The sequence below is a fragment of the Paenibacillus camerounensis genome (genome assembly GCF_000723885.1).
Taxonomy (GTDB): Bacteria; Bacillota; Bacilli; order Paenibacillales; family Paenibacillaceae; genus Paenibacillus_AQ; species Paenibacillus_AQ camerounensis.
In genome coordinates, this window is sequence record NZ_CCDG010000077.1 from 25060 (window position 1) to 42706 (window position 17647).

At 56.5% G+C, this 17647-nt stretch carries 14 protein-coding genes; 5 read left to right on the forward strand and 9 right to left on the reverse strand.

What is annotated here, in order from left to right; all coding sequences use genetic code 11:
- Positions 1 to 131 precede the first annotated feature (131 nt).
- Positions 132 to 4661, reverse strand: a complete 4530-nt coding sequence (locus BN3772_RS25285; RefSeq protein WP_052380686.1) for a WIAG-tail domain — start codon at positions 4659 to 4661, stop codon at positions 132 to 134.
- A gap of 285 nt (positions 4662 to 4946) precedes the next feature.
- On the opposite strand from BN3772_RS25285, the gene BN3772_RS25290 reads away from it, so the two are divergent.
- The gene (locus tag BN3772_RS25290; protein ID WP_042203091.1) at positions 4947 to 6041 is read left to right on the forward strand and encodes a YheC/YheD family endospore coat-associated protein; all 1095 of its coding nucleotides are present in this window, start codon (positions 4947 to 4949) and stop codon (positions 6039 to 6041) included.
- Between the two features lie 89 nt (positions 6042 to 6130).
- On the forward strand, positions 6131 to 6922 hold the full coding sequence (gene asd / locus BN3772_RS25295) for an archaetidylserine decarboxylase (protein ID WP_042203092.1): 792 nt from the start codon (positions 6131 to 6133) through the stop codon (positions 6920 to 6922).
- A 66-nt stretch (positions 6923 to 6988) separates the two neighbouring features.
- On the opposite strand, the gene gpmA is transcribed toward asd, so the two are convergent.
- The 5 genes from gpmA to BN3772_RS25320 form a co-directional block, all read right to left on the reverse strand.
- Positions 6989 to 7738: a 2,3-diphosphoglycerate-dependent phosphoglycerate mutase gene (gene gpmA, locus BN3772_RS25300; protein ID WP_086074752.1), complete on the reverse strand. Its 750-nt coding sequence runs from the start codon at positions 7736 to 7738 to the stop codon at positions 6989 to 6991.
- Positions 7739 to 8162: 424 nt separating this feature from the next.
- Positions 8163 to 8948 (reverse strand): helix-turn-helix domain-containing protein, encoded by a 786-nt coding sequence (locus tag BN3772_RS25305; RefSeq protein WP_042203095.1) that lies wholly within the window; start codon positions 8946 to 8948, stop codon positions 8163 to 8165.
- A gap of 279 nt (positions 8949 to 9227) precedes the next feature.
- Positions 9228 to 10160: an IS3 family transposase gene (locus BN3772_RS25310; RefSeq protein WP_052380687.1), complete on the reverse strand. Its 933-nt coding sequence runs from the start codon at positions 10158 to 10160 to the stop codon at positions 9228 to 9230.
- Between the two features lie 5 nt (positions 10161 to 10165).
- A complete protein-coding gene (locus BN3772_RS25315) occupies positions 10166 to 10480 on the reverse strand; it encodes a helix-turn-helix domain-containing protein (protein WP_052380688.1) in 315 nt (104 codons plus the stop codon).
- A 638-nt stretch (positions 10481 to 11118) separates the two neighbouring features.
- Positions 11119 to 12837, reverse strand: coding sequence for an aminotransferase-like domain-containing protein (locus BN3772_RS25320; RefSeq protein WP_042203097.1), 1719 nt, complete (start codon positions 12835 to 12837; stop codon positions 11119 to 11121).
- Between the two features lie 109 nt (positions 12838 to 12946).
- Here BN3772_RS25320 and BN3772_RS25325 point away from each other — a divergent pair, with 109 nt between their 5' ends.
- The 3 genes from BN3772_RS25325 (at position 12947) to BN3772_RS31100 (ending at position 15313) form a co-directional block, all read left to right on the forward strand.
- Positions 12947 to 13561: a pyridoxamine 5'-phosphate oxidase family protein gene (locus tag BN3772_RS25325; RefSeq protein ID WP_042203098.1), complete on the forward strand. Its 615-nt coding sequence runs from the start codon at positions 12947 to 12949 to the stop codon at positions 13559 to 13561.
- Positions 13562 to 13685: 124 nt separating this feature from the next.
- Positions 13686 to 14993 (forward strand): aminotransferase class I/II-fold pyridoxal phosphate-dependent enzyme, encoded by a 1308-nt coding sequence (locus tag BN3772_RS25330; protein WP_042203099.1) that lies wholly within the window; start codon positions 13686 to 13688, stop codon positions 14991 to 14993.
- Between the two features lie 209 nt (positions 14994 to 15202).
- Positions 15203 to 15313, forward strand: coding sequence for a YjcZ family sporulation protein (locus BN3772_RS31100; protein WP_209443706.1), 111 nt, complete (start codon positions 15203 to 15205; stop codon positions 15311 to 15313).
- A gap of 93 nt (positions 15314 to 15406) precedes the next feature.
- Here BN3772_RS31100 and BN3772_RS25335 read toward each other — a convergent pair whose 3' ends face one another.
- Genes BN3772_RS25335 through BN3772_RS25345 form a run of 3 tightly spaced genes read right to left on the reverse strand, consistent with a single transcriptional unit; the run spans position 15407 to position 17551 of the window.
- Entirely contained in the window at positions 15407 to 16624 is a 1218-nt protein-coding gene (locus BN3772_RS25335) for an ABC transporter permease (protein WP_042203100.1), read from the reverse strand.
- A gap of 1 nt (position 16625) precedes the next feature.
- Entirely contained in the window at positions 16626 to 17372 is a 747-nt protein-coding gene (locus BN3772_RS25340) for an ABC transporter ATP-binding protein (protein ID WP_042180350.1), read from the reverse strand.
- Positions 17369 to 17551 (reverse strand): hypothetical protein, encoded by a 183-nt coding sequence (locus tag BN3772_RS25345; RefSeq protein WP_042203101.1) that lies wholly within the window; start codon positions 17549 to 17551, stop codon positions 17369 to 17371. The genes BN3772_RS25340 and BN3772_RS25345 overlap by 4 nt, the downstream gene beginning before the upstream one ends.
- Positions 17552 to 17647: the final 96 nt, after the last annotated feature.

Here is a 17647-nt window from a genome sequence, read left to right on the forward strand (position 1 = left end):
TGAATTAGCAGGCACCAAATCCTGCTGCATTCTGTCAACAGAAACGGCGCAGCCCCGGGGCTGCGCCGTTTCCTAAATCTATTCAGGCCTTGCAGTGACCGGGCAAAGCAATACACCCGCCGGCCAGCCCCTTAATCAAATGCCCGGTGCTCGGCCACCGGTTTCACCAGCGGAGAACCAAGCGCAATCCATGATAACACACCGTAGAAATGCGGGGTTTCCCGCAGGCGGTTGATAACGACCACCGCTTCTCCGCTGCCTCTGCTCTTCAGCGAAGAGTGGAAGTACGGCTGGTTGGTCATGGCAACCAGCACGTAACCGGTATGGCCAAAAGCTTCGTCGAATGTTACAGTGACCTCCACGCTCTCCGCATTGCCGTTGAACATAAATGCCGTCATGCCAAACTGCTGCAGAACCTGCTTGTTTCCGGAGCTTTGAACGGGACTAAAGGACAGATGCTCTGCCGAGACTGCACCTTGGGCCAGATGATCCCCGGTAACAGCGCCGGCTGCAATATGATAGCTCTGCACGCTTTCTTCCTCAAGATGCTTGGATTGTACAGCGAAGGCAGCCAATTTAGCGGAATCCACAGCTTCGTCAGCAATTGCAGATGTGCTAACGGCATGCTCAGCCAGCTGCTCCTCCCCGATGCTGCCTGAAGCCAGCTTGATTCCGGTGATACTGCCGTCAGGCAGCAGATCGGCTGTGCGGACCTCTTCTGCAAGATGCGCCAGTTTAATCGTTTCCGGAAGCAGATGCCGCTCTTCCAGAATACCGTCAGCCAGATGCTCACCGTATATACTTTCCTGCTGCACATGGCGGGAATGCACGGCTCCGGCAGCCAGCTTTTCCGCGTCAATACTGCCTTCAGACAGCAGATCAGCACTCAATGCTCCTTCAGCCAGATGGCCGGAGGTGATGCTGCCGCTGCGGATATGGCGGCTATCGACTGACTCCGCAGCCAGATGGGCGCCATGCACGCTGTCCGGGGCCAGCTGGCTGGAACCGACCGAGCTCTCAGCGAGCTTCACAGCTCCAATGCTGCCGTCCGGGAGCAGATCCGAGATCTCCACTTCCTCAGCCAGATGCTTCAACGTAATGCTGCCGCTGCGGATGTGGCGGCTGTCTACCGACTCTGATGCCAGATGCCCTCCGTAGATGCTGCCGGGCGCCAGCTGGAAGGAGCCGATCGAACCCTCGGCCAGCTTCGCAGCACTGATACTGCCGTCAGGCAGCAGGTCAGAGGTCAGCGTCCCTTCAGCCAGATGCTTCAGCGTAATGCTGCCGCTGCGGATATGGCGGCCATCCACTGCCTCAGGAGCCAAGTGGCCTCCGTACACACTGCCCGCGGCAAGCTTCCGGGAACCGATGATACCATCAGCCAGCTTATCAGCTCCAATACTGCCGTCAGCAAGCAGCTTCGCACCTCTAGCCTCATCTGCCAGATGCGCCAGCGTGATTTCGCCTTCCGCGATGTGGCGGCCTGCCACTGCATGCTCTGCCAGATGAGCACTGTCAATGCTGCCGGGAGCCAGCTGCTGCGGACCGACTGTCCCGTCGGCCAGCTTTCCGCCGCTGATCCCGCCTTCAGGCAGCCACTGCGCACTGCGGATTTCCGCCGCCAGATGGTCCAGCGTGATTTCGCCTTCGCCGATATGACGGCCTGTTACTGCATCGTTCACCAGATGGCTGCCGTACACACTGTCCGCTGACAGATGACGGAAGCTTACAGAATCCTCAGCCAGCTTGGAGCTGCTGACACTGCCGTCCGGCAGCAGCTCAGAGGTGAACGCCTCATCAGCCAGATGCTTCAGGGTAATGCTGCCGTTCCTGATATGACGGCTGTCTACCGCATCTTTAATCAGATGGTCTCCATACACACTGCCGGGTGCTAGCTTCAGCGGACCGATCGTACCGTCTGCCAGTTTACCGGCGCTGATGCTGCCGTCGGGCAGCCACTGGGCGCTGCGGATCTCCTCAGCCAGATGGTCAAGTGTAATCTCACCCTCGCCGATATGGCGGCTCTGTACCGCATCATCCGTCAGATGGCTGCTGTACACACTGTCCGCCGACAAGTGCTGTGCCACGATAGACCCTTCAGCCAGCTTGGAGCCTTCAACACTTCCGTCCGGCAGAAGCTCTGAGGTGAACACTTCTCCGGACAGGTGCTTCAGCAGGATGCTGCCGCTCTTGATATGGCAGCTGTCTACCGCTTCTTGAACCAGGTGCCCTTCATCCACACTGCCGGAAGCCAGATGTGAAGCCTGAATGGCGCCCTCAGCCAGCTTACCGCTGCCGATACTGCCATCGGGCAGCCACTGCGCATCAAGCACCTCATCGGCCAGATGTGCAAGCGTAATTTCGCCTCCGCTGATATGACGGCTCTCTACCGCATGATCCGCCAGATGGCTACCCCGCACACTATCCGGCGACAGGTGGCGGGAAACCACTGCCGCATCAGCCAGCTTGGAGCTGTTGATACTGCCTTCCTGCACTTGTATGGAGGAAATCGAACCAGGAAGAATATGCCCGTTGCCGACTGACATCGGCCGGATATGGGCTCCGCCGATGCTGCCCGGCGCCAGATGTCTGCCTTGTACAGCGGTATCGCTGAGTGAGGCCGGAACGACTGCCCCCGGAGCCAGATGCTCGGCAGTTACAGCAGCAGGTGCCAGCTTGGGAGAAGTCACACTGCTGTCCGCAAGTTTAATGGAGGTAACAGATAAATCGCTGAGCTTATCCGTCGAGATGCTTTCCGGTGATAGCTTTAATGAAGTAACCGCATGATCAGCCAGATGATGCGGCTGTACTGCACCGGCAGCCAGATGTATCTCCTTTACTGTACCGGAAGCCAGCTTATCGCTTGTTACCGCCCCGGCCTGGAGTGCTGAGCTGTTAACACTGTTCTCAGCCAGGTGCCTGCGTTCTACAGCCCCGGTAGCCAGGTGTTCCGTATCTACTGCGGCGCCCTGCAGCACACGGCCGCTGATACTGGCATCCGCCAGATGCTTTTCCTCCACCGCACAAAAGGCTATATGCTCACCGCTCACCGCTTCTCGGGCAAGCGCATTTGCGTTCACTGCACTGTGGGCCAGCTTGGCGCCTGTCACAGCACCGTCTGCCAGTTTGGCTGCGGTCACGCTGTGAGGAAGAAGATGCTCTGTACTGACAGAGTCATTCGCCAGCACTTTACCGCTAACGGAGCCGGAGGCCAGATGACTGCCCAGCACGGCACCAGCCTGCAGCTGGTCTGAACCGACCGACTCTGCCGACAGATGGGACTGGTCCACCGCTTCAAGCTGCAGATGGCCGGAGGAGATGGACTGCATGGCAATCTGAGGGCCGCGGACGGCTGACTTCGCCAGATGCCGGGTTGCTACCGCTTCGTCTGCCAGCTTATGTGCCAGAATGCTCTGGTCGGCAATTTTGGAGGAGGTGACTGCCTGCTCCACGATCTGGGCTGTCCCTACCGCTCCCTCTGCCAGCTTCACAAAAGAGATGCTCCGGTCAGCCAGATGATTCCCGCTGATCTCCCCGTCGCCGATATGCGACCCGGTGATGCTCTCCGGACTAAGATGCTGGCTGCGCACCGACTTCTCTGCAAGCTGCCGCGCACCGACTGACCCGTCGGCCAGATGCCCGCTCTCAATGACAGCAGAACCCAGCTGCTCCTTGCCGATCAGCCGGCTGGCCAGCTGTTCACGCCCGATCGCTCCTGGTGCCAGGTGCCTCGCAGACACCGTTCCTTCCTTCAGATGGCGGCTGTCGATGGCGCCTTCGGCGATTTTGTCGCCGCTGATTTCACCGTCGGCGATTTTGTCTGCTGATACCGCATCATCTGCCAGCTTAGAGCGGTCAATACTACCGTTCGCCAGGTGGCGGCTGACAACGCTGCTGCTGAGGATTTTTTCACCGCTTACGGCACCGTCCTCCAGCAGCTCTGAGGTGATCAGCAGCTCGCTCAGATGGCGGCCGGAAATGGACCTGTCTGCAATCTGCTCACCGCCGATGGTCCGGTCAGCCAGCTTTTCGGGGCCGATGCTGCCGTTCTTCAGCTTTTCACCGCCGATAGAATGATCCAGCAGCTTGCCGCCGCTGATACTGGCTTCCGCCAAATGCTCGCCTGAAATGGATTCATGGGCGATTTTTGACGAGGTAACGGCTTTTTCCGCAATGTTGATGCTCTGTACCGCGTAATCCTGCAGCCACGGTGTACCGATAATGCCGAACTTCAGCTTGGACCCGTCAATGGTGCGGGGGGCGATTTTGGGGCCGGTAACAGCAGCTTCCGAGATATCGTCAGTGTACACCTTCTGCAGGCGTTCCTTCTCTGTCAGCAGCGGTGCGGCCGGGAGGCTTACCTGTACTTCCGCTTCACTTCCGGGCGGAGCCTCTGCCGCCGGCTGTTGCAGCACCTGCGGCTTCAGAGCCGGTTCAGCTGTAACCGCCTCTGCCAGAGCCGGGAGCTCCGCCGTGCCTACCCCGCTGACCTGCAAAGACTGATCCGGCGTGTCGGCTATCCTCTCCGTCTCCCCTGTTGCTGTATCCCCCTGTGCCCTTGGACCGCTACGCAGCATGCCCAGTTCCTTTTTATTGGGATTATCCACGTAATAAAGACGCCGTTTGGATTGGTTATTCCGGTTCTTTCTGGAGCCCTTCACAAGCAGTCTCCTCCTTCCATCGAATGTTTCTTCTAGGCATCATATGCAGTGGAATAGGCGGGTGACACCCTTTTGCAGCAGCGGATCACTCATTTAATGAAGCTGGGCCTTTACATCGACGCGGACTCAGGTGCTTTGCGGGGACCCCGAAAGCTTATACATCCTTTCTTACTAAAAAAGGGCATCTGCCGCCGCGCATTCGTCCATCCTGGACGCCCCGTACAAACATACAATGCTAGAGAAGCGGAACCGCCGTCACTACAGAAGCTAACAGGAGGAACGAACATGGGGCAAAAGCTCGTGGGAATACTGCTAAATGCCGCTATGCACCGGGGCGTTCCCCGGTTAAAAACGGGACAGGAGTCGCTGGAGCTCTATGAGGAGGCCGCTGCCGCATACGGAATGGTCCCCTGCTTCCTGCAGCTGTCCGATATTAACCTTGAATCCGGCTACAGTCTAGCCTATGTAAAGGGAAGCCAGGGGTACCAGCGGATGGCCGTCCCGACACCGTCTGTTATTCATAACCGGGCGATCTATAGCCAGAACAGTACCGGAACCGACCGTCTGCTGGAGCAAGGCCTCCTAGTTTTTAATACATGCAACCGCTATGGCAAGGATCAGATTCACAGGCTGCTTGCGCAGAATGATGCTTTGCGGGGGTTTTTGCCCGACTCTGCGGCGGGTCTGTCCGGGCTGAAGACCATGATGCGCCGCTATCCCGACCTTATATTGAAGCCGTGCCGCGGCAGTGTCGGGAAGGGGGTTATGCGCCTGTCACGGAGGGATGAACGGCGCTGGATCTGGAGCTATCTTCCTCCGGGAACGCGCCGCTGGATGCATAGAGCAGTGAATCCGGGGGCTCTGCCCCGGACGCTGCGGGCACGCCTGTCTGCTATGCCTTATCTGGTGCAGGAGCGCATTCCGCTGGCTGAGCTGAACGGCCGCCCCTTTGACCTGCGTGTTACCGTACAGCGCGGCTGGGGGGGAGACTGGCAGATTACCGGCATGTTCGCCAAGCTGGCGGCGCCGGGCGGCTTCGTCTCCAACATCGCAAGGGGCGGCGAAGCGTACAGCAGCTCTTCGGTGCTGGAGCAGGTATTCGGCGGTGAGACGGCTGCCAGCATCCGTATGTCTGTCGAAGCGCTTAGTGTTATGATTGCACGCCAGCTGGAACGAAGCCTGCCCGGCCTTGCCGATATCGGCCTGGATATCGGGGTTACCCGGGACGGCCGGCTCTATTTCATCGAATGCAACGGCCGCGACCAGCGCTACGGCTTTCAGAAGGCCGGTCTTGGCAACCTCTGGAAAGACAGCTACCGCAAGCCGATGGGCTATGCCCGTTTTCTGCTTGATGATCCCTCCAGGTATATCCGTTATTGATTTGTCTCCCATTCTATGTCAATATAATGCAGAGCAGTAACGGTCCCGCGCTGCGGGACCGTTACTCTGCAAGACGGAAGGAGATAATCATGGTTAAACAATTGCTGCGGCTGATGACCGAGCTGTCCTCGTACCGGTGGCTTTCGCGGTTAATGGGTGCTTTTGCCCATAGCAGACTCAGCCGTCTTTTGATCCCGACATTTATCCGGGCTTATCATATTCCTGCCGCTGAAGCGGAGAAGCCGTCCGGAGAATATCGTACACTGAATGAATTTTTCAGCCGCCGGCTGAAGCCGGGCATGCGTCCCGTCGCTGAAGGGGCTAACGCTGTAGCCAGTCCCGTAGACGCCCTGATTACCGCGATGGGCGAGATTCATTCCGGAACACTAATGAATGTTAAAGGGCAGAATTATCTGCTGGAGGAGCTGCTTAACCACTCACCGCACCAGGAGCTGTACAAGAAAGGCTATTATCTCGTCCTTTATCTGAGCCCGACCGATTACCACCGTATTCACTCACCGCTTACCGGACGCAAGGTTGAGAGCGATTATATCCGCGGCCGGGCATATCCAGTCAACGAATTCGGCATGAGACATATGACAAGCGTGCTGAGCCGCAACGAACGGCTCATTACTTATATTGCCGGAACGAACGGTGAAGCTGCCGTTGTAAAGGTGGGGGCAATGAATGTCAGCAGCATCCGCTATGCGGATGAGCAGGCTGAGAATTGGCAGATCGGTGATGACCTAGCTTATTTTGAATTCGGCTCCACCGTAGTGCTGTTGCTTGAGAACGGCACCTTCACCCCGCGCCCGGGGCTTCAGGAAGGAACCAAGGTCAGGATGGGCGAGCTGCTGGGCACACAGGGCAGACCGCAATAGAACTGCACACAGATAAGGGTACTCCGCCTGCCTGCCAGGTCTGGGAGTACCCTTTTTGTATACGTATTATTCCGTTACCTTACTTGGATTAGCCACTTCCCGCGCCTTCTCCTGGACCTCCTCGGGAATACCGAGATAAAACCGGCTCAACGGCTTCACATTATCATCCAGCTTGTAGACAAGCGGGACTCCTGTAGGGACATTCAGCTTCAGCAGGGTCGGCTCATCCAGATCCTCCATGAATTTAATTAACGCCCGCAGCGTATTGCCGTGTGCTGAGATCAGTACCCGTTCCTTCTTGCGGATCAGGGGAACAATGCGGTTGTTCCAGAAATCACCGACACGGCCCACCGTATCCTGCAGGCTCTCGCCGCGCGGGATATCACCGGCACGGACTTCCTTGTAACGGACATCATTTCGGGCATAGCGCGGATCATCCGGTGTAAGCAGCGGCGGGCGGACCGAGAGGCTTCGCCGCCAGATCTGCAGCTGCTCCTCACCGTATTTAACGGCCGTTTCACTTTTGCTCAGCCCCTGCAGCGCCCCGTAATGCCGTTCATTCAGCTTCCATGATTTCTGTACCGGAATCCACAGCAGGTCCATTTCCTCCAGCACATAGTTCAGCGTCTTGATTGAACGCTTCAGCACCGAGGCAAATGCAAGATCAAAGGAGTAGCCTGCTTCCTTCAGCAGCTTGCCGGCGGCCTTAGCCTCCTGAACCCCTTTTTCCGTCAGATCCGGATCACTCCAGCCCGTAAACAGATTCTGGCGGTTGTATTCACTCTCTCCGTGCCGGATTAATACGATTTCGTACATACTCACACTCTCCTTCACCCGATGGCTCATTTGCTGTTTAGCCTACGCATAATTATCAATCTGCATTCCAGTTGCTGATAGCGTGAACTTCTTTTTTTATATAAAACAAAATTAAAAAACCGGCAGCCTGCCGGCCCCGGTTCCCTGTCTGTCCTGCTCTATACGTGCACGTATGGGCTGATAGCTTTAGAACCACTGGTCAATGCCTGTGCTGTTCGTCTGCTTCAAGCGTTTCCAGCGGCTCCGGCAAAATCCGGCGCTTCCGCACTTGAGGGCATTATTGGATATTCTCCGTCCTCTAAACATACCTGTGTTCTCCCCTTCCAAGCTGCATCTAGATCATCTGTTAAACCAGGTTGCAACGTATTTACCCCCGGATGTAAAAGCTGAAACATGGCAGCCGGAAGCGGATCGGTCCAGGCAGTCAGCGGATCTCGGACGGGCTTTTGCCGGTGTGCTGCTTAAATTGGCGGCTGAAAAAGAAAATATCGCGGTAGCCCAGCGCATCCGCCACCTCCGTCACATTCATTCCCGCATACAGCAGGAGATGCTGCGCCCGCTCGATCCGGGCTCTGATGACATAGGACTGCACCGACGACCCGGTGATCTCCTTGAATTTGATCGAGAAGTAGCGGGGGGACAGCCCCGCCCGGGCAGCCAGATCCTCTACCCGGTGCGATGCCCCCGGATGCTGGCTTACGTAATTGGCAACCTCATGGATTATTTCACTCAGTTGGTTGCTGACATGGCGTTCCACCGGCATCATCCGGTCCTCGCGCAGCAGATGAATCATCAGCTGTTTGAGAATCAGGCACCCCTCTTCCTCTGCGGCAAAGGTCTTCACCAGGAACAGCCGTACATAACGGGCCAGCAGATGCTCGAACTCCACGGTTTCGCCCAGCTCACGGTACGGCTCGGGAACTTCCGTCACCGGTTCGGTGATATCAAAATGAATATATGTAAGGACCAGCGGCTTTTGCGGATTATGTGTCGCATACGTATGATCGCCCGGCCGGAACAGGAAGCAGCTTCCCTTGCCCACCTTAAAAGGAGTACCGTTGCGTACAACCGTCCCCTCCCCGCTCCAGACATAGAACAAATCATAATTTTGCAGCGGCTTCTCTCTTTTCTGCCATCTCCAGCCCGGTTCGCAAACAATCTTCGCCAGGGCCGGCAGGATCACAAAAGAGGACGGCGATGCATGAAGCATAATATTCCCCTCCTAAAGATTACTCATTAAATGTGTATGGCGCTGTTAGCCGACATAGGGCAGGTGGCATAATACCCGGTTCCCGCCAAGCTATATCGACTCCCGGAACTTCAAAGTGCCTGTCCGAAAGGCGGAACCCTTGCCTGTGCCAGGCCGATTCAAGGGCATTTATGCTCTTCATTTCGCTTATTAGGCCACATTCATCGGATTCAATGGCAATTATGCTCTTCATTTCGCTCATTAGCCTGCATTCGGCGGATTCAAGGGCATTTATGCTCTTTATTTCGCTTTTTTCCTCGGCCAGAAGAAGGCGGACCGGTCTTCTAGGCCCATGACCCACTCTGAAAATCCAACCGGTGGCATGTTGCGAAGGCTGGTGTGCATTCTCCGGTTGTTATAGAAATCCATGTACCGGTCCACAGCTTCATAGGCCTCGTCGAACGTTTCGAATGCCTCTTTGCGGAACAAATCCCGATCGATATTACTATGGAACGATTCAATAAAAGCATTTAAATCCGGCGTTCGAGGCGGAATGCGTTCATGAGTCATTCCCCAACTTTCACACATGTCTCCAAACAGGCGGCTGACGAACTGTGGGCCGTTGTCCGTTCGAATGACAGGGCGTTCACTGTCAGGGGCACAGTGACGGTCCATGGCGCGCCCCAGCGTCTGGCAGGCGTGCTTGGCCTCACACGACGATCCTCGGTGGTAGCCCACAATGACACGGGTAAACACATCGATAATGCTCAGGACGAAGAAATGCCGGTCCCGGCCCGCCACGTATCCGTACTTAATGTCCATCTGCCAGAGCTGGCCCGCTCCGGTAATAACCCGGTTCTCCGGCAGCTTCCGGGGATGCTTAAAGCGCTTGTGACGCTGGGGCTGCAGGATCTCCAGCGCCTGACACAGCCGGTAGCTTTTCTTGTGATTGAGCTTAAGCCTGTGCTGGTTCCACAAGCACTTGGCCAGGAGCTTGTACCCGTACACGTGCTCTTCTCCAGCGACCAGTTCCAGAAGCATTTCCTGGATCTGCCCGTCGCTAATCTTCTCTCCAGACTCGGTCAGGGAATAGCCGGGTACGGGTCTTCCGCACCCCTGAGGTACGGCCTGTTCATCCTGTGACTTGCGTTTCTTACGGTCGTAATACGTAGACTCTGCTAGCCCCACGAGACGTAGTACCAACGCTGCTTTATTCCCCTGCTTAATGAACATATCGGCTACCTCGATTTTTTCGGATAAGCAGGGGTTGGCTTTTTTAGCAGTTCACGCAGAATTTCAATCTCTAGCTCCTTTTCACCAAGGATCTTCACAGCCTTCTCGTATTTCTGCTCGACATCCAGCAGGCGTTTCCGTTCCTCTACCTGATCTTGGGGATACGGATGATCTTGTTCCCCATGGGCTTCCCGGTAATCTCTCACCCACTGATTCACCGTCGATGGGGTCACTCCATACTTTCGGGCAACCGCCGCTGACTTAATGCCGGACAACACCTCTTGCGCGGCCTTCTCTCTTGTTCCTGTTAAGTGTCCCATACCGTTCATCCTCCTCCTGTATCTAGTCTACATTTTTGTGGGGGAGGACTCCAACTTCTTTAGGGGGCTGTGGAGTTATGCTCTTCATTTCGCTCATTAGCCTACATTCGGCGGATTCAAGGGTATATATACTCTTCATTTCGCTTATTAGCCTACATTTAGCGGATTCAGAGGCATTTGTGCTCTTCATTACTTAGGCGTCCGCTTTAGGCGAAAACTTACCATATGAATTATTCACTTTAGTCAGGTACCTCCAAAGCAGCACTAGCATTAACAAGGGGATTTTTCCCTTTAAACAGAGCCGTTTAGCCTACTAATAGTGTCATGAAAGGGATTTTTCCCTTTGAGCAGAGCATTTCGGCACGCACTGGTGCTATTAAAGGGATTTACCGCTCCGCCTATTCAAGCAGCTCGCCACTTGCCACTGGTTCTTTAAAGTATTTCCCCCTTTACTCACCAGCCCCGCCTTAAACGCACCCGGGCATTAAGGTGCCATCTACGATCTTGATCGTTTGTTACTTTATGGATGTATGTCAGGGCCGAGCTTTGGACGCGGTTCAGACGGATTAGTGTTACCAGCACCGTAAAGCACAACTAATATGGCTGACACTTTATTTCTTATCTTTAATAATACCTTGTCACGGCAGGTTTTGCACATCATTCCAGGCCTGCAGCAGCCGGCTTACTCCCTCCTCCAGCGCTGCGGCATCGAGGTGGGCGAATGAGAAGCAGGCCGCTGCGCTGCCCGCCCTGATCCTGTACAGCACAGCGTCGCGGAAGTCTGTGCCGCGCCGGAGCGCCGCTGCCCGAAAGGCGGCGAACTCCGCATCGCTGCGCAGCCAGCGTGCATACAGATGCAGGCCGGCGTCACCCGGCAGCACCTCAAGAACACCTCCAAGCCGCACTGTGAGCAGCGTCCGGAGAAGCCGCGCGCGTTCACCGTAGATGCGCGTCATGCGCCGCAGGTGCCGGCCGTAACCGCCGGTACTCATGAACCGCGCCAAAGCCCGCTGCTCCAGCTGGCCTGCGGGCAGCGGCTCATACAGCGCCTTGGCTGCAATCACGGGCGCAGCCAGCGAAGCAGGCAGCACGGCGAAGCCCACGCGCAGCCCGAAGAACATACTGTTAGAGAACGAGCCGACATATACGACCCGTTCCTCCCGGTCCAGCGCCTTAAGCGGCTCAATAGGCCGGCCGCCCCAACGGAACTCGCTGTCATAATCATCCTCGATAATGACAGCTTCATGACGCCGGGCCCATTCCAGCAGCCAGCGCCGGCGCTCCAGCGGAAGTACAGCCCCGGTAGGAAACTGGCGGCTCGGCGTTACGAACAGCAGCCGGGCCGCCCAGTCCTCGGGGACCAGCCCTTCTGCATCCACCCTGCCCGGCAGCAGCCTGCCGCCGCTGATCTCCACCGCACGGCGGATACCGTGATAGCCCGGGTCTTCAACCACCGCGCTGCTGCCCTGCTCCAGCAGAAGCTGGGTCAGGATCATGATGCCCTGCATTGAGCCGCTGAACAGCACAATCTGTCCTGCCTCGGCACGGATACCCCGGGTAATCCGCAGATGAGCAGCGATCGACCGCCGCAGCCCTTCGTCTCCTTGGGGCGGACAGTAGCTGTCCAGCAGGCCGCCCTGCTTGCCTCCGGCATAGTTCAGCGCGCTCCGCCACTCCGCATACGGGAACTGTCCTGCCTGCATTCCGCTGCTGCGGAAGCTGATGAAGCCATCCCCGGTCCTCTCATACACAGTGAGCTGACGCTCCATAAGGCGCTCTCCCCAGGCACTAAGCTTAACCGGCCCGGCAGCAGCCGGCCCGCTCCCGTAACCAGATACGCCCTCCGCAGTCAATCCCACGCTGACAAGAGTGGAAGCACTGCCAGCTTCCGTCTCACTTCCGCCGCTATTCCCCGGTGCAGCACTGCCAGCTTCCGTTTCGCTCCCGCCGCCGTTCCCCGTTACAGAACCGCCAGCTTCCGCCTCACTCCCGCCATTCTCCCTGAGCGCTGAACTACCGGCCTTCAGATAGCCGTCACGCTCCACTCCAGGCCGGACAAATGGAAGGCTTCCGGCGTCTTGCCCTTCATCGTCATCGCCCAAAAAACCGCCCTCCGAGACAAAAGCCCCCCGCCCCCGCTCCGTCCTGATATAACCGTCCGCCAGCAGCATATCGTACACCTGGGATGCCGAGCCGCGGGACAGCAGGTACAGCCCGGCCAGCTTTCTTGTTGAAAGCAGCCTCGTCCCTCCGGGCAGTGTTCCGTCCAGAATTGCTGAGCGGAGTGCGTGGTACAGCGCCAGATATTTGTAACGGTAGATGTCCAGATACTGTTCATATGGAAGTGTAAAGTTCATCCCTATCCTTCTTCCTCAAGAGTGGACTAATAAAATTAATGTAAACCGGTCCTTTTTTATTGTCAATTCTTGCTTTATGCTTGATGAAATTAGGAAAGGGTGATACGCCATGCGCAGAAAAGAATTCCAGATCGAACAGGAGGAGGAGATCGTATCCTTTCTCCAGGGGATGAGCTTCGGCTTTCTGGGAACGGCAGATGAACAGGGGTTTCCCCGGGTAACTCCGCTGAACTTTGTATATTCGGACGGCCATTTCTATTTCCACGGCAGCCATGCCGGAGGCAAAATGGACAGTATCCGCCGCCAGCAGCAGGTCTGCTTCACGGTAGCCGATGAATATGCGCTCATTCCGTCCTATTTCAGTGATCCCGAGCTGGCCTGTCCCGCAACAGCCTATTTCAAAAGCGTAACCGCCTACGGAAAGGCCGAGCCGGTTGAGGACCTCGCCGAAAAAGCAGCCGTCCTGTCACTCTTTATGCAGAAGCTCCAGCCTGAGGGCGGCTATACCCTGATCACTGCTGAGGACCCCGTCTACCGGCCGCGGCTGAAAGGCGTAGCTGTTGTCCGGATTACTCCGGATGAATTGACCGCCAAATTCAAATTCGGCCAGAATCTCAAAGAGGATAAGCGTGCCGGCGTTGTACGCGGCCTCACAGAGCGCGGCGGAGCGCGTGATGCAGAAACGCTGGAGATGATGCAGAAATTCTGTCCTTTTCATCCATAAAGAAATTTTTCGAAAAGTATTCATAAAACGCGGCTTTCTTCAGTGACGGCGGCAAGCCGCGGTGATATAATGTTAGGCAATGTTAACGTATATATCCCAGAAGAATACCGGAAGGATGAAACGGATGAATCCACTGGCTGGACAATTGAACGACAACATCAAGGCAGGCAATGAACATGTATACGATATGCTCTCCAATCTCGGCAAAGCGATCTATTTTCCAAAAGAGGGCATTCTGAGCCAATCTGCAGAAGCGACGGCTCATGCGAAGAAATATAATGCTACCATCGGTATTGCAACTGAGCACGGCGTGCCTATGCACCTTGCCGTCATTCAGGATAAGCTGTCCGCTTACAATCCCAAAGACCTCTACGGCTATGCACCTCCAGCCGGCAAACCGGAGCTGCGGACCGTATGGCGGGAGAAGATGCTGCGCGAGAACCCGTCGCTTGAAGGCAAATCCTTCGGCAATCCTGTTGTAACCAACGCTCTGACACACGGGCTGAGCATTGTTGCCGATCTGTTCGCTGAGGAAGGCGATGCCGTCATCTATCCGGATAAGAACTGGGAGAATTACGAGCTGACCTTCGGCATCCGCCGGCTCAGCCGCATCGTGAATTATCCGCTTTTTACTGAAGATATGAAGTTTAACAGCGACGGGCTGCTGGATGCACTGCTGGCCCAGAAGGACCGCGGCAAAGCCATCGTGCTGCTGAACTTCCCTAATAATCCTACCGGCTACACACCGGGACTTGAAGAAGGCGAAGCGATCGTTGCCGCCGTCCTCCGTGCTGCTGAAGAGGGAATCAATGTCGTTGTTGTCAGCGATGATGCTTATTTCGGACTCTTTTTCGAGGATTCACTCAAGGAATCACTGTTCGGACGCCTGGCTAACCTGCATCCGCGGGTGCTTGCAGTTAAGGTGGACGGAGCCACCAAGGAAGAATTCGTCTGGGGCTTCCGCGTCGGCTTCATCACCTACGCTTCTGAAGACAAGGAGCTGCTGGCTGCACTGGAGCAGAAGACGCTCGGCATTATCCGCGCAACGATCTCCAGCGGAGCCCATCCTTCGCAGACCTTTGTGCTGGATGCCCTAAAAGCGCCGGAGTTCCCGCAGCAGAAGGAAGAAAAGTTCCAGATTATGAAAGGCCGTGCCAATAAAGTGAAGGCGCTGCTGGACAGCGGTAAGTACGGAGATGACGTATGGACGTATTATCCGTTCAACTCCGGTTACTTCATGTGCCTGAAGCTGAACACTGTGCCGGCCGAAGCACTGCGCCTGCACCTAATCCACCAGTACGGACTGGGGACGATCGCCCTCGGTGAGACCGATCTGCGCATCGCCTTCTCCTGTATTGAAGAAGACCAGCTCGAAGATCTGTTCGACATGGTATATGCCGGTATCCGTGACCTGGAGCAGGCTGATAAATAAGAGGATATAATACCAGCAGACAGTCCCGGACACCCGGGACTGTTTTTGATTCTCCGGGGTCTCTGTTAAGTATGTGTGTAAGCTTTCATCTCCCTCCCGCTTTGCGGGTTATTTTACTGTCTCGCGGCATTGGCCTATACACGTTGTTCCCTCCGTACATACAATACGGTGTACTCAAGTACAACAACACATTCGAAAGGGGAATGAACATGAGCGAAGAAGTAAGAGGCGGATACGGATACGGCGGATTCACAAGCACTGGCGCAATTCTGGTACTCTTCATCCTGCTGGTTATCATCAGCCGTTCACTCTTTGTCTAACCGAAATTCTTGATATACAGCAAAGAAGCCTTGATGCGGGCGCAAGCCCCGTCAAGGCTTCTTTCTGTTAACAAGGCTTCTGTAAACGTTCAGCTACAGATCATCATCCGGATCAGCCGATTTACGCTGCATGTACAGTTTGAACAAGAAAGCCAGCACTGCCCCTGCCAGCAAGCTGCCGATGGCCGGAAGCGGCCGCTCGCCAACCGTCAGCAGGAAAGGCCAGCCCAGCAGCAGCGCCAGCACAAGCAAGGTCCGGAAAATAAACTGTGTAGTGCTGTCCGCCCTGCTGCCTGCAGGCAACGGGTAGATGGTCAGCCAGAAGGATTCACTGTGCAGCTTGCGCAGCGCCGACAGCTGAATGCCGGTCAAAAACAGGAACAACAGGTAGATGCCGGTGCCGGCATAGCTGCTGCGGTTCCACAGGACGAGCAGCATACCAAGTAACGCTATCCGCATTACAATTCCGAAGACGTCACCGCGGGCGAAGCTTTTGGTCAGCAGGAAGCGGTACGCGCTATCGCGGCGCCAGGCAATTCCCCTGCCCCAGCGGGACAGATAACGCCGGGCATAAGCCCGCTGCTCGCGTCCCGGCACATCTACGAACCAGCCGAGTATCATCAGCGCTCTTGTGCCCTGATTCTTCTCGGTGGCGATCAGCCGCTCCCAGGGAACGGCATGACGGCCTGGAACACGCAGCGCCGCTACATAAGCGGCTGCCAGCAGGGCGGCGAACATCAGGGCCCGCAGCGGCGGCTGCCACAGCCATGCCGCAAGCATTAATCCCCCCGCCGCCCAGCGCAGCAGCTGATAGCCGGCTGCAGCCGGACGCGACAGCATGGCGATCTCCCGCCACAGCCCATAGCTGGACAGCAGCTTCACTGCAACCAGCAGCAGAGCTGTGTACAGCAGGGATTGAGGCGAAACGTCCGTGCGTATGTACAGCGGCCATAATGTAATGAGGATAAAGGCCATCCGCAGAAGCTTCCAGACATTCCCGCTCACCCAGGCCGGAGCAAAATACTCCTTCATCCGGTGGCCCTGCGGCAGCAGAAAAATCGTATCCGGACTCTGCAGATACGTCCGGAAGCTGCTGTGCACTGCTGCAGGCAGCAGGAGCACGAGCATAATCCAGCGGATCGGCAGATCTGCCGGTATATCGCGAAGCAGCGCTGTATACCAGGCGGAGAACACAATCAGCACCATAAGCAGCACCATCGCTACTCCGCTCCTGATTACATAGCCCACGTAAGGGATCATGCTGCCCATGAACCGGCTACGCCGCTGCCGGCGCAGCTCTTTCAAATCCATATCATTTCCCTCCCTGCACCAGTTCGTAGAACAGCTGCTCCAGGTTCAATCCCCGCAGGCCTGCGGCTTCGGTCATCTCTGCCAGTGTACCTTCTGCAATAACCTTGCCGCGGTGCAGCACGATGAAGCGGTCGCAGTAATTCTCAATGGTAGAGAGAATATGCGAGCTGAGCAGAATCGACGCTCCCGATTTCTTCAGCTCCATCATGAAGTCAAGCAGGGAGCGGATGCCGAGCGGATCAAGACCCAGAAACGGCTCATCAATAACATAGAGCGCCGGGCGGGCCACAAAGGCGCACATGATCATTACTTTCTGCTTCATACCCTTGGATAAATGAGAGGACAACGTATCCATCTTGTCCTCCATATTGAAAAGTGCGGCCAGCTGCATGCTGCGGGATTCATAATCGCTGCGCTCCACGCCGTAAGCCCTCGCGGTAAACTCTACATGCTCGCGGACTGTCATCTCCTCATACAGGAGCGGCGATTCCGGCACAAAGGTCAGCGCGCTGTGATACTCTTCCGGATTACTGCTCCGGGTTTTACCCTTGACCGTGATCTCGCCTTTATGCGGCGACATCAATCCCAGGATATGCTTCATCGTCGTGCTTTTTCCGGCTCCGTTGAGTCCAATCAGCCCGACCATTTCGCCGGGCTGCACCTGCAGGCCGATATCATGCAGTACCGGCTTATTCAGGCTGTAGCCGCCGCTTAATCCCGTAATTTGCAGTACGGGGGCATTATTCATTGACCGTCACCTCCCGTGGTTTTGTTCTTGAGCCACTTTGGCGCTCCTTTGTTCTTGCGGTTCTTCTCGCGTTCCGCACTGCTGCTGCGGGCTTTGCCGCCCCCCCCGGCAGGGGCTGAACCCGCGCCGCTGCGTCCGCCTGCGGCCCGGCCTGCGCCGTGCTGCGGCTCGCGCCGCACCGCCGCGCCGGAGCCCTCACCCTGCTCCGCCGCCCAGCTGACGGCCTTCCCTGTCTCTTATACCCCTCTGGCGCTGCCGACGAATAGCGCGGTGCA